Here is a 12,636-nt window from a genome sequence, read left to right as displayed (position 1 = left end):
CGCGCACCCGTATCCGAAAGTCGTCTTCCGAATCGGCGCCGGGATCCACGCTAGATAAAGGATGAAATTATGACTGGAAATCTGGTTGCTGGTCCGAAGTTGTGGAGCAGGCGAAAGGGGACGAAACTCCTCGAGGCCCCCACCTCGACGACCGAGGCGGCGCAGAATCAATCCGAGCACGAATTCGACTTCGACGTCGCCATCGTCGGTATGGGCTACGTGGGGCTCCCCACATCGCTGGCCTTCAGTGCGGCCGGCGCACGCGTCCTCGGCGTCGATGCCAGTCCCGCCCGCCTCGACGTGATCCGCAGCGGTCGGGCGGACCTGGTGGACTCGGACCGCGAGCGCCTGACGCAGGCGCTCGCCGAACCGTCCTTCGAACTGACCTCGGACCCGTCGCGGCTGTCCCGCGCGGCAGCGGTCATCATCTGCGTCCCCACTCCCGTGGATGCCTATCTCGTCCCCGACCTGCGCATCCTGAGCCAGGCCTGCCAGACCGTTGTCGAGAACGCCGTCAGCGGCCAGCTGCTGCTCCTGACCTCGACCACCTATGTCGGCAGCACCCGCAACCTCCTGGCAACCCCGCTGGCCAAGCGCGGCCTGATCCCGGGGAGCAATATCCACGTGGCATTCAGCCCGGAACGCATCAATCCGGGAACCGACAGTTTCGCGCACGAGGACGTCCCCCGCGTCGTCGGCGGGATCACGAACAGCTGCACGGAGGCCGCGGAGGCGCTCATCGGCACCTATACCCGCCTGGTCCACGTGGTGAGTTCGGCGGACGCCGCGGAAATGACGAAACTCGTCGAGAACACCTTTCGCGCCGTGAATATCGGACTTGCGAATGAATTCGCCGACATGGCGAATTCATTGAAGCTCGACGTCATGGAGGTGATCAATGCGGCGGCCACGAAGCCCTACGGTTTCATGGCCTTCACGCCGGGCCCCGGGGTCGGCGGCCACTGCATCCCCTGTGATCCCCACTACCTGCTCTGGCAGATGCGGCGGCTCCGGCTGTCCACGCCGGTGATCGAGCAGGCGATGAACGCCATCGCGGCCCGGCCGGGCAGGGTGGTGGACCGCATCCGCAAGATCCTCTCGGATCGCGACAAGAGCCTCCACGCTGCGCGGGTCCTGGTGGTGGGCGTCGCCTATAAGCCCGACGTGGAGGACCTGCGCGAATCCCCGGCGCTCGAGATCCTCGAGAGCCTCATCGAGGAGGGCGCCGTCGTCGCATACCACGACCATCTGATCCCGAGCCTCCGTCTCGGAGACGGGAGCGTCCTGGAGCACCACGCGGACCCGGCAGCGTTCGACGCCGACCTGGTGCTCATGCACACCGCGCACAGCTCCGCGGACGTCAGCTGGATCACCCCCGAGGTCAACGTGCTCGACTCGACCTTCCGCCTGCCTCACGCATCCAACATCATCAACCTCTAATCCAACTGGCTGGGAGCATCACGACATGAGAACTGTAATCACGGGCGGCGCCGGGTTCATCGGTAGCCACCTCACCGAGTACCTGCTGAACGCCGGCGACAGCGTGACGGTCCTGGACAACCTGTCCACCGGAGCGAACGAGAACCTCAAGGGCAGTTGGGACCACCCCGCCTTCACGTTCCGCGAAGGCAGCATCCTCGATCGGGACGTGGTCCGGGAGGTCATCGGCGCGTCCGACCGCGTCTTCCACCTGGCTGCAGCGGTGGGCGTGCACCTGATCGTGGACCACCCGCTCGAGAGCCTCCGCACCAACATCCATGGGACCGAGGTGGTCCTGGACGCCTGCCTGGAGGCCGGGGTCGACCTGCTCCTGGCATCGACGAGTGAGATCTACGGCAAGAACACCGCGGACCGCCTGTCCGAGGACTCCGATCGCATCCTCGGCTCTCCGCTGAAGTCACGGTGGACCTACGCAGCGGCGAAGGGCATCGACGAGGCCTTCGCCCACGCCTACTGGCGCGAGTTCGGCCTCAACGTGTCCATCGTCAGGTTGTTCAACACCGTGGGACCGCGCCAGACCGGCCGCTACGGGATGGTGGTGCCGAACCTCGTGGGGCAGGCACTGAGGGGTGAACCCCTGACCGTGTACGGCGACGGACTGCAGACGCGCTGCTTCTCCTACGTGGGAGACGTCGTCCCGGCGATGGTCCGTATCGCCGAGGAGCCGGCGACCCGCGGGCTCGCCGTCAATCTCGGCGGACTGCAGGAGATCTCGATCCTCGAGCTGGCCGAGAAGACCATCAAGCTGCTCGGAAGCAGCAGCGTGATCAACTTCGTCCCCTACGAGCAGGCCTACGGCCAGGGTTACGAGGACATGCGCCGCCGGGTCCCCGACAACTCCCTCGCCGGTCGCCTCGTGAGGTTCAAGCCGACGACAACCGTGGACACGATCATCCTCAAGGTGGCCAAGGCGATGTTGTCCGCGGCCCCCGGCGGGGTACCCGCCGGAGCCACCCGGTGAGGGGAATCCGACGGGGAAGGATGAACGATCCCCCGTCGGGGGGATGGTCGGGCCCGGTGCAGGACCGGGCCCGCGGCTACCCCGTGCCGCCCCGGCCCGGGGTTGCCGGCGTGCTGGTCCTGGCTGCACTCCTGCTCTGCGGGTCAGGCGTCGGAGCGTCCCCGGCGCACTCCGCCCTCCGCGCCGGATCAGTGGTCGGAGCCGAGGAGCCGGCCCCGCGAACGATCGTCAGCCTCACGTTCGACGACGGCAACGACGATCAGTTCGACGCTGCGAGGGTCATGGACGATCACGGTCTCAAGGGCACGTTCTACGTCCCGTCGGGCCTGCTCGCCGATGAGCCGGAGCCAGGGGATCCTCCCCCGACCACCATGACGGTCGACCAGGTGCGCGCCCTGCAGGCCGACGGCCACGAGATCGGCGGCCACACGGTCACCCACCAGGAGTTGACGACGCTGGCCCCGGAAGAGGCCCGGCGCCAGATCTGCAAGGACAGGAACAACCTGATCGACCTCGGACTGAGGGTCACCAGCTTCGCCTACCCGTTCGGCGCCGCAACCGGTGAGACCGAGCGCCTGGCTGCCGAGTGCGGCTACAACAGCGCCCGCGCGCTGGGGGACCTCCTCAGCCCGGATGTCCCTGGCGCCGTCAGCACCTGCGCCGGCTGTCCGGTCGCGGAGACGATGCCGCCGGCCGACCCGTTCCGGACCAGGGCCCCGAACCAGCAGGAGAACACCTGGACGCTCGCGGACCTGCAGGACACCGTCACCAATGCCGAGACCACCGGGGGGTGGCTGCAGCTGACCTTCCATCACGTCGACGACACCGGCAGCGCGCTCGCGGTGCCGCCGTCCGTGTTCGAGGCCTTCGTGGTGTGGCTCGCAGCCCGTGAGGAGTCCGGCACGGTGGTGAGGACCGTCGACGAGGTGGTCGGAGGACCGGTGAAGGCCGCAGTGGACTCCCCCGCCCCGCCCCGCACCGGCAACCTGGTCCGCAACGCCGGGCTCGAGGCGTTAGCCCCTGACGGTTCCCTCCCCGCGTGCTGGCAGAAGGCAGGCTTCGGTGAGAACCAGAGGACCTTCGCCCTGGAGGGGGCGCCTCGCACGGGCGAGGTCGCCGCGCAGGTCTCACTGAGCGACTACGTGGACGGTGACGCGAAACTCGTCCCGACCATGGACCTGGGTACCTGCGCCCCGGCGGTCGACCCGACCAGGGCCTACGACCTCGGCGTCTGGTACCGATCGAGCGGAGAGACGCAGTTCGAGATCTACACCCGGGACTGGGACGGGACGTGGTCGTACTGGGCCTCCAGCCCCGCCTTCCCCGCCTCCGACGAGTGGTCCCACGCGACGTTCACCACGCCCGCCGTTCCCGAGGGGATCGACGGCATGAGCTTCGGCCTGAACGTCATGCAGGAGGGAACCCTGGAGACGGACGACTACAGCCTCGAGACGAGTCTGGAGTGGTCCGATTACCTGGGCCGCAGTCTCGATGCCACGTGGACGCAGCTGTCCGGTGCCGTGCTGCGGCCGATGGAGAGCCTGGGGCTCAGGCTATGAGCACCGACAGACCGACGAGCGCGATGACAACCGAATCCGGCATCAACGAGCAGCAGCAAAGGACACGGGCGTGGAAATTCTGAAACGAACGTCACGGCGCATCATCCTGGTCGCGATCACGGCGGTGGCCCTGCTCGTCGTCGGGACGACGGTGATCGCCACCTCACAGGCGCAGCAGAAGTACCCGTGGCACACGAACATCGTGTCCACGACGTTCTGGGTCGGTGAGATCCACGACGCCGCGGCATCCGACGGCAGCCAGGAGTACTCGACCTACGACTCGCGGTGGATGGAGAGCTACGGGGGGTGCGACGGCGTGAGGACGGCCGCCGGATGCCAGACCGAGCAGAGGGTCGCCGCGAACGGCTACTTCCCCAGCAGCATGACGCCGCGGGAGAATCCGTTCTACCTCGACCTGCCGTTCGACGACGTCAACCACCCGGCCGCGTTCGCGGACCGCCGCTCGGTGATCCCCTGGGCGGCCGGGGATGCCGCCGGCAACCCCTCGATCACGGCGGACCGGAACTACAGCTTCATGAAGAACCGCTGGGTGAAGCTCAGGAAGGGGTGGTCGGTGTGCTACGGGCAGATCCAGGACGCTGGGCCGGCGGTGTACAACGACCGCGAGTACGTCTTCGGACACGACGACCGGCGTCCTGCGAGCACGGAATACAACGGGGCCGGCCTCGACGTCTCGCCCGCGCTGAACGGCTGCCTGGGCTTCAACGGACTCAATGACAAGAACGACCGCGTCGACTGGCAGTTCATCGATGAGGCGGATGTACCGGACGGCCCGTGGAAGCGGATCGTCACCACGAGCCACGTCCGATGACCGGGCGGCGGAACCGATCCGCGCGGCCCCTGACGAAGTAACGGAGAAACATGGACTTCCTGACAGTTCTGCTGGTGGTACTGCTGGTCGTTGGTCTCAGCACCACATTCTGGGGCCTCGTCGGCGCGGGCCGCGGCCTGGGCGAGGCGCTGCGGCGCGCCAACGCCGCACCTCGCGCCCTGCCTCCGCCTGGAACTCCCCCGGTGAGCGGGGTGGCGGTCCTGATCGCAGCCCACAACGAGGCGGCGTCCATCGAGAGGTCGATCAGCGCGGCAGCGGACCTGGTGGCACCGAACAACATCCACGTGGTCTCCGACAAATCGACCGACGCGACCGTCCCGATAGCCCGGAACCTGGGGGTCAATGTCCTCGACCTGCAGATCAACCGCGGCAAGGCGGGAGCCCTCGCCGAGGGCATCCGGTACTTCGATCTCTGTGACCGCTTCGACGTCGTGCTGATCCTCGACGCCGACACGCGACCGACCAGGGACTATCTGACGACGGGGCTCCCGCTCTTCGCGGACCCGGGAGTCGTAGCGGTGGCGGGCCGGGCGAAATCGATCGTGGGAACGGGTAAGCGGCCGTTGCTCGGCCGGTTCCTGGTCGCCTACCGCGACAGGCTGTACCTGATCGTCCAGCTCCTGCTGAAATACGGCCAGGCGGCCAAAGCCGCGAACGTGGTGAACATCGTCCCGGGCTTCGCCAGCATGTACCGCACCTCCGTCCTCGAGCACATCGACGTGGCAGGGCGGGGGCTCGTGATCGAGGACTTCAACATGACGTTCGACGTCCACGCCCGGAAGCTCGGACGCATCGCCTTCCACCCCTCGGCCGCGGTCGCCTACACGGAGGATCCGGACAATCTCGGGGACTACATGCGCCAGATCCGGCGCTGGAATCTCGGTTTCTGGCAGACCGTCCGGCGGCACCGGTTCCGGTTCACCAAATTCTGGGTCAATCTGTGGATCCACATCGTCGAGATCGTCGTCAGCGGGATCCTGCTGCTGTCCGTACTGCCGCTCCTGGCCCTCTCCCTCATCGCCGACGCGATCCCGGGGTCGATGCAGCAGGCGCCACCGGTCCTGGAGTGGCTTACCGAGGCGGTTCCCCTGGGGGCCGTCCTCCTCGGTGTCCTGCTGCCGGACTTCCTGCTCTCGATCTTCGCCGCGATCCTCCTCAAACGGCCGGTGTACCTGCTCTTCGGGTTGCTGTTCCCGCTCGTGAGGATGCTCGACGCCGGCATCTGCCTGAGCCAGATCCCGAAAGCCCTGCTGCCGGACCGGACGAGCGGGGTCTGGACGAGCCCCCGACGGCGTGCGGAGGGCACGCACGCCTCTGCGCGCGCCATCCGCGGGCTCGACACCAACACCGTCGACGCAGCGTGAGGACTGCTCGCCGGTCCGCCGGTCCGGGTTGCCCGGTCGGTCGGGCCTAGGCGAGGGTGACGAGTTCCAGGTAATCGTCGTTCCACAGGTCCTCGACGCCGTCCGGCAGGAGGACGACCCGCTCGGGATCGAGTGCGTCGACAGCGCCCTCGTCGTGGCTGACCATGACCACGGCGCCGCTGTAGTTCTTGAGGGCACCGAGGATCTCGGCACGGCTGGCAGGGTCGAGGTTGTTCGTCGGTTCGTCCAGGAGGAGCACGTTCGCCGAGGACGCCACGATCGTCGCCAGGGCCAGGCGTGTCTTCTCGCCTCCGGAGAGCACACCGGCCGGCTTGTCGACGTCGTCGCCGGAGAAGAGGAAGGATCCCAGGATGCCGCGCACCTCGGCGTCCTGCATGTCCGGGGCCGAGGACTTCATGTTCTCGAGCACCGAGCGCTGCGTGTCGAGCGTCTCGTGCTCCTGCGCGTAGTAGCCCACCTTGAGGCCGTGGCCCGCGACGACCTTGCCCGTGTCCGGTGTGTCGACACCCGCGAGCATCCGCAGCAGGGTCGTCTTCCCCGCACCGTTGAGTCCGAGGATCACCACCTTGGACCCGCGGTCGATCGCCAGGTCCACATCGGTGAAGATCTCCAGCGATCCGTACGACTTGCTCAGTCCCTCCGCCGTCATGGGCGTCTTGCCGCACGGCGACGGATCGGGGAAGCGCAGTGCTGCGACGCGGTCCGAGGTCCGCACGGCGTCGAGATTGCCGAGGAGCCGTTCGGCGCGCTTGGCCATGTTCTGGGCGGCGACGGCCTTCGAGGCCTTCGCCCGCATCTTGTTGGCCTGGTCCATGAGGACGTGTGCCTTCTTCTCGGCGTTGGCGCGCTCGCGTTTCCGGGCGCGCTCATCGGTCTCCCGCTGGAGCTGGTAGCGCTTCCAGCCCATGTTGTAGATGTCGATGGTCGCCCGGTTGGCGTCGAGCTGGAACACCTTGTTGACGGTCGCCTCGAGCAGTTCGACGTCGTGGCTGATGACGATCAGGCCGCCCTGGTGGTTCTTCAGGAACTCCCGGAGCCAGGCGATGGAGTCGGCGTCGAGGTGGTTGGTGGGCTCGTCGAGGAGCATGGTCTCGGCGCCGGAGAAGAGGATGCGGGCGAGTTCGACGCGCCGGCGCTGGCCGCCCGACAGCGTCTTGAGGGGCTGGTTGAGGATGCGCTCGGGCAGTGACAGGTTCGACGAGATCGACGCCGCCTCGGCCTCCGCCGCGTAGCCGCCGCCCGCGAGGAAAGCGGACTCGATGCGGTCGTAGCGCGCCATCGCCTTGTTGCGCACGGAGGTCTTGTCGCTGGCCATGTCCTCCTGGGCCTGGCGTAGCTCGCTGACGACCTCGTCGAGATTTCGGGCCGAGAGGATGCGGTCGCGCGCGAGCTGCTCCATGTTCGGCGTCCTCGGGTCCTGCGGCAGGTAGCCGATCTCACCGGAACGCGTCACCGTACCGCCGGCGGGGAGGGCCTCGCCCGCCAGCACCTTCGTGAGCGTCGTCTTGCCGGCGCCGTTGCGCCCGACGAAGCCGATCTTGTCGCCCTTGTCCACGCGGAAGGACACCCCGTCCATGAGCAGGCGGGCACCCGCTCGCAGCTCCAGGTTCGATACGCTAATCACGGTGAGGCCTTTCACTGGTGCCGGAGACGGCGTTTGTTGTAGGAATCCCACAAAGGATCCCCTGATGACCGGCGCTAGTCTCGGTACAGAAGCAGTTACGGCTGGAGGAAGTCGACAAATCACCGGATCAGCCGGTGCGACTCCGGCCCGCTGAAGGAGCGTGCGCCATGCAGCCAGCCGAGAAGACCACCGCCGAGCCGGTCAGCAGCCGTCGATCGTCCGTACGACTGCCCGGACGACGGTGGGATGCCACCGATCTCTCGCTGGTCGCGGTCTTCGCCGCCCTCATTGCCGCCCTCGCAATCCTACCCGGTATCCCGGTGGGCCCGCTCGGCGTCCCCATCACGCTCCAGACCCTCGGGGTGATGCTCGCGGGGATCGTCCTCGGACCGGCACGTGGAACGGCCGCCGTCCTGCTCTACCTGGTGGCCGGACTGATCGGGCTGCCGGTCTTCAGCGGTTTCAGCGGAGGCTTCGGCGTCCTCGCCGGACCGTCCGCGGGATACCTCGTGGCCTTCCCCCTCGCCGCACTCGTCGCCGGGCTGCTCGCCGTCGTCGTCCTGCGCCGGCAGCGCTTCCGGGCACCCCTCCTCTTCCTCGCGTGCCTGGCCGCGAGCCTGGCGACCATCCACCCCCTCGGCATCGCGGGCCTCGTGATCAACGCGGGACTGCCCCTGCGGGATGCGATCATCGTGGACGCCGCCTACCTGCCGGGCGATGTGCTCAAAAACATCCTGGCCGCGGTCATCGCCGTGTCGGTGCACCGCGCCTTCCCCCGGCTCCTTGCCGGGCGCGCCTCCCGTGATTGAGTTCACCGGTGCACAGGTGCGCGTGGACGGCGGACGGACCATCCTCGAGGCGACCCTGACGCTCCACGAGCGTCGTATCTCGGTGATCGGCGCCAACGGGTCCGGCAAGTCGACCCTGCTGCGCCTCATCAACGGCCTGCTCGTCCCGTCGACCGGCTCCGTCACCGTCCTCGGCCGGGACACACGGACGGCGGGGCGGGCGGTCCGGCGCGCCGTCGGCTTCGTGTTCACCGATCCCCTCTCGCAGCTCGTCATGCCGACGGGCCGCGAGGACGTGGAGCTGTCCCTGCGCACCCGGAAGCTCGCGCCCGCCGAGCGTCGACGGCAGGCCGAGGACGTCCTGCGGCGCTTCGGCGTGGACCACCTCGCCGACCGCAGCATCTACGACCTCTCCGGCGGCGAACGGCAGATCCTGGCGCTCGCCGTCGTGCTGGCGGTGGAGCCGCGGATCCTCGTGGCCGACGAACCGACCACGCTCCTGGACCTGCGCAACGACGCCCGGGTCCGGACCGTCATCGCCGGCCTCGAGCAGCAGGTGGTCTTCACGACGCACAACCTCGACTTCGCCCTCGAGGCCGAGAGGACACTCGTCGTCGACGACGGGGCCGTCGTCTTCGACGGCGTGCCCGCCGACGCCGTGGCCCACTACCGCTCGCTCGCCGGGCGGCCGGTGCGCGGCGCATGAGGGGCTTCGGCAGCACGATGGGCCTCTACGAGCCCGGCCACGGATTCCTGTACCGCACGCCGCTCCCGGTCAAGGCCGCAGCGTCCCTCGCCTGCGCCGGCACCGTCCTCGCGTGGCGCTCGCCGTCCGTCACCGGCACAGCGCTGGTGCTGACCGTCGGCGCGCTGGTCGTCGGGGCGCGACTGTCCCCTGTGCGGATCCTCCGGATGCTCCTGCCGGCGGCACCCGTCCTCGGGGTCCTCGCGCTCTACCAGGTGTTCCTGCAGGGCTGGCCCGCCGCGTTCGCCGTGGTGGGCGGGATCGTCGCCTGCCTGCTCGCGGCGCGGGCCCTGACGCTCACGACGCCGACCCAGGACATCCTCGACGGCGTGGTCCGGCTGGCCCGCCCCTTCCGCCGGCTGGGCGCCCAGCCGGAGCGCTTCGCCCTCGCGCTGTCCCTCATGCTGCGCAGCATCCCCTACCTCGCCGGATTGTTCGTCGATGTCCGGGAGGCCGCGAAGGCGCGCGGGCTCGAACGCAGCCCACGGGTCGCGGTGACCCCCCTGGTGATCGGCGCCGTCGCCTACGCGCACAGGACCGGCGAGGCCCTTGCGGCGAGGGGGCTGGGGGACTACGACGACGAGGACCCCGACGGTGACGATCAGGTCGGTGACGATCAGGTCGGCGAAGAGCGGGACGGCGAAGAGCGGGACGGCGGCGAGCGGGACGGCGGCGATCGGGACGGCGGCGATCGGGACGGCGGCCTCGACCCGGCACCGGGAGCGTAGGACACACCGGACCGTGGGTACGGTGGCTGCGGCCGCGCCGGGAGGCCGGTCAGGACCTGATCCTGCGATGCACGACCTCGAGGACCAGGCTGGCCGCGACGGACGCGCCGACGGACACGAGCACCAGCTCCGGCGAGGGTACCTCGAGGTGGAGGAAGGCGCGGGGGGCGGGCAGCGACAGGATCAGGGGCAGGCCGGCGTAGGCTGCGACGACGATGCCCGCCGTGGTCCTGGTGAACGGCCGGGCGAGCACGACGAGCACCCAGAGGGCGCTGAGCGTCAGGGTGATGACCGCGACGGTCTGGATCTCCGCGGTGGAAGCACCGGCGTCACCGTGTGCATACACGACGGCGCCGATCACCGCGAGGGCCACCACGATGCCCGAGGGTACGCACCACCGGGCCACTCGCCGCAGGAATCCGGGGCGGTACAGCCGCGTGTTCGGCAGGAGTCCGAGCACCAGTGCAGGGAGGCCGATGGTCAGCCCGTCGACCACGGCCAGCTGCCGCGGCAGGAACGGGAACGGCCAGAGCACCACACCGAAGACCAGGGCGAGCAGCACCGCGTAGACGGTCTTCGACAGGAAGAGCTTCGCGAGCCGCTCGACATTCGCGATCACCTGCCGCCCCTCCCCCACGATGCCCGGAAGCCGAGCGAAGCCGCCGTCGAGCAGCACCAGGTTGGCGACGGCCCTCGCCGCCGGGGCACCGGACCCCATGGCGATGCCCAGGTCCGCGTGCTTGAGGGCCAGCGCGTCATTGATGCCGTCCCCGGTCATCGCCACGGTGTGCCCGAGTGACTGCAGCGCGAGCACCATGGCCTTCTTCTGGTCCGGCGAGACGCGGCCGAAGACGTTCTCCGTCCTGAGGACCTCGGCGAAGGCCTGCGGCTCGTCGGGGAGCGCCCGGGCGTCCACACCGTGCAGGTCACCGGGTAGATGCACCTCCCGGGCGACCGCCAGCACGGTGCCCGGATCATCGCCGGAGATGATGATCACGCGGACTCCCTGCTCACCGAAGTAGTGGATGGTGTCCGCTGCGTCGGCGCGGACGCGCTCACGCAGCACCGCCATCGCGACGGGTCGCAGGCCGTCGGGCAGGGCCGGCGCCGTCGCACCGCCGGTCGGGGGCAGCGGCCGCGGCGAGTGCGCGAGGATCAGGGTCCTGCTCCCGGCGGCGGCGATCTCCGAGGCCCGCGCCACGATGCTGCTCCCCGGACCGGCCGCGCCCAGCACGACATCCGCTCCGCCGAGGACCCAGGAGCCGCACAGGCTGCCCTCGCCGAACTGGGCGCCGCTCCACCGGTGGCGGCTGGAGAACGCGACCGTCGCCTCCGGCGGGGTGCCGGCGGTCCAGGCGCCGGGGACCCCGGATCCGATGGCCAGGGCCGTCGCGTTGGCCGCCGGGTCCGTCGCGAACCAGGCGAGGGCCTGCTCCCACCCGGCCCGCGCGCCGTCCACCGGTTCCAGCCGGTCCAGGGCGAACGAGCCCTCCGTCAGCGTCCCGGTCTTGTCGACGCACAGGACGTCCACGCGGGCCAGTCCCTCCACGGCCGCGAGTTCGTGGATCAGTACGCGCCGCCGGGCGAGTCTCCCCGCCCCGACGGCGAGGGCCACCGACGTCATGAACACCAGCCCGGCCGGCACCATCGCGTTGATGCTCGCCACAGCGGTGATGGTCGCGTCGCGCCACGCCCCGCTCGACAGCGCCGCGGACCATCCCCCCGCCGCCTGCATCTGGCCGTTGACGACGATCACCGAGAGCGGGACCAGGGCGAGGGAGATCCAGTGGATGACACGGCCGATCGACCGCCGCAGCTCGCTGCCGACGAGCGAGAACTGCCGGGCCTCCGCGGTGATCCTCGCAGCATAGGACTCGGCGCCGACGCCGATGACCCGTGCCAGCCCCGCACCGGCGACGATCGTGGAGCCGCTCATCAGTTCACGCCCGACCGTCGCGGCCACGGGCACGGCTTCGCCGGTGAGGAGCGATTCGTCCACCTCCAGTTCACGGCACTCGACGATCTCGGTGTCCGCGGGCACCTGCTCCCCGGGACGGAGCACGAGCAGGTCGTCGAGGACGACGGCGTCGACCGCGCACTCGGTCTCGACGCCGTCACGCCGCACGAACGCCCGCGGGGCGTTGAGCACGGCCAGGCGCACCAGGGCGCGCTTGGCTGTGAACTCCTGCACGACACCGATGAGCGTGTTCGCGACGACGAAGAACCCGAACAGGGCGTCCTGCCACGCTCCGAGCAGCAGCAGGGCGAGGAAACACCCCCCGACGACCGCGTTGAAGAGGGTGAGCACGTTGGCCTGCAGGATGCCGGCGAAGGAGCGCCCGGTGGATTCCGGGCTGGAATTGACGAGCCCCCGATCCGTGCGATCCAGCACCTCGGCCGTGCTCAACCCGGGCCATGCGCCCACGCTCGCGAGGCCACTGTCCCGGCCGGGCGCAGTCGCGGGCGCCCGGCCGGTCCGGTCAGCAGCCATCC

At 69.3% G+C, this 12,636-nt stretch carries 10 protein-coding genes; 8 read left to right on the top strand and 2 right to left on the bottom strand.

Annotated features, from left to right (window positions below; genetic code table 11):
• The first annotated feature begins 69 nt into the window (after positions 1-69).
• The 5 genes from IWX63_RS12740 (at position 70) to IWX63_RS12720 (ending at position 6,237) form a co-directional block, all read left to right on the top strand.
• The gene (locus IWX63_RS12740; RefSeq protein ID WP_199278544.1) at positions 70-1,440 is read left to right on the top strand and encodes a nucleotide sugar dehydrogenase; all 1,371 of its coding nucleotides are present in this window, start codon (positions 70-72) and stop codon (positions 1,438-1,440) included.
• Between the two features lie 25 nt (positions 1,441-1,465).
• Entirely contained in the window at positions 1,466-2,461 is a 996-nt protein-coding gene (locus IWX63_RS12735; RefSeq protein ID WP_199278543.1) for an NAD-dependent epimerase/dehydratase family protein, read from the top strand.
• Positions 2,462-2,481: 20 nt separating this feature from the next.
• On the top strand, positions 2,482-4,020 hold the full coding sequence (locus tag IWX63_RS12730; RefSeq protein WP_199278542.1) for a polysaccharide deacetylase family protein: 1,539 nt from the start codon (positions 2,482-2,484) through the stop codon (positions 4,018-4,020).
• 70 nt (positions 4,021-4,090) lie between these two features.
• Positions 4,091-4,852 carry a hypothetical protein gene (locus tag IWX63_RS12725; RefSeq protein WP_199278541.1) on the top strand — a complete coding sequence of 254 codons (762 nt, stop codon included), beginning with the start codon at positions 4,091-4,093 and terminating at the stop codon, positions 4,850-4,852.
• Positions 4,853-4,902: 50 nt separating this feature from the next.
• Positions 4,903-6,237, top strand: a complete 1,335-nt coding sequence (locus IWX63_RS12720) for a glycosyltransferase family 2 protein (protein WP_199278540.1) — start codon at positions 4,903-4,905, stop codon at positions 6,235-6,237.
• Between the two features lie 46 nt (positions 6,238-6,283).
• Here IWX63_RS12720 and IWX63_RS12715 read toward each other — a convergent pair whose 3' ends face one another.
• Positions 6,284-7,882: an ABC-F family ATP-binding cassette domain-containing protein gene (locus IWX63_RS12715; RefSeq protein ID WP_199278539.1), complete on the bottom strand. Its 1,599-nt coding sequence runs from the start codon at positions 7,880-7,882 to the stop codon at positions 6,284-6,286.
• A gap of 167 nt (positions 7,883-8,049) precedes the next feature.
• Here IWX63_RS12715 and IWX63_RS12710 point away from each other — a divergent pair, with 167 nt between their 5' ends.
• From IWX63_RS12710 to IWX63_RS12700, 3 genes are read left to right on the top strand one after another with little or no spacing between them, the layout of a single operon-like run.
• Positions 8,050-8,691, top strand: a complete 642-nt coding sequence (locus IWX63_RS12710) for a biotin transporter BioY (RefSeq protein WP_199278538.1) — start codon at positions 8,050-8,052, stop codon at positions 8,689-8,691.
• Positions 8,684-9,376 carry an energy-coupling factor ABC transporter ATP-binding protein gene (locus IWX63_RS12705; RefSeq protein WP_334685851.1) on the top strand — a complete coding sequence of 231 codons (693 nt, stop codon included), beginning with the start codon at positions 8,684-8,686 and terminating at the stop codon, positions 9,374-9,376. The genes IWX63_RS12710 and IWX63_RS12705 overlap by 8 nt, the downstream gene beginning before the upstream one ends.
• Entirely contained in the window at positions 9,373-10,143 is a 771-nt protein-coding gene (locus IWX63_RS12700; RefSeq protein WP_199278536.1) for an energy-coupling factor transporter transmembrane component T family protein, read from the top strand. The genes IWX63_RS12705 and IWX63_RS12700 overlap by 4 nt, the downstream gene beginning before the upstream one ends.
• Positions 10,144-10,192: 49 nt before the next feature.
• On the opposite strand, the gene IWX63_RS12695 is transcribed toward IWX63_RS12700, so the two are convergent.
• Positions 10,193-12,634: an HAD-IC family P-type ATPase gene (locus IWX63_RS12695; RefSeq protein WP_199278535.1), complete on the bottom strand. Its 2,442-nt coding sequence runs from the start codon at positions 12,632-12,634 to the stop codon at positions 10,193-10,195.
• Positions 12,635-12,636 lie beyond the last annotated feature (2 nt).

It is taken from the genome of Arthrobacter sp. CAN_A2 (assembly GCF_015752045.1).
Classification (GTDB): domain Bacteria; phylum Actinomycetota; class Actinomycetes; order Actinomycetales; family Micrococcaceae; genus Arthrobacter_D.
The sequence above is the reverse complement of the archived record's forward strand: the minus strand, read 5'-3'. Positions and strand labels throughout refer to the sequence as shown.

Bases quoted from the DNA above. Each gene is read 5' to 3' on its own strand.
- IWX63_RS12740 (WP_199278544.1), top strand. From the start codon at position 70: ATGACTGGAAATCTGGTTGCTGGTCCGAAGTTGTGGAGCAGGCGAAAG.
- IWX63_RS12735 (WP_199278543.1), top strand. From the start codon at position 1,466: ATGAGAACTGTAATCACGGGCGGCGCCGGGTTCATCGGTAGCCACCTC.
- IWX63_RS12730 (WP_199278542.1), top strand. From the start codon at position 2,482: ATGAACGATCCCCCGTCGGGGGGATGGTCGGGCCCGGTGCAGGACCGG.
- IWX63_RS12720 (WP_199278540.1), top strand. From the start codon at position 4,903: ATGGACTTCCTGACAGTTCTGCTGGTGGTACTGCTGGTCGTTGGTCTC.
- IWX63_RS12710 (WP_199278538.1), top strand. From the start codon at position 8,050: ATGCAGCCAGCCGAGAAGACCACCGCCGAGCCGGTCAGCAGCCGTCGA.
- IWX63_RS12700 (WP_199278536.1), top strand. From the start codon at position 9,373: ATGAGGGGCTTCGGCAGCACGATGGGCCTCTACGAGCCCGGCCACGGA.
- IWX63_RS12695 (WP_199278535.1), bottom strand. From the start codon at position 12,634: ATGGCTGCTGACCGGACCGGCCGGGCGCCCGCGACTGCGCCCGGCCGG.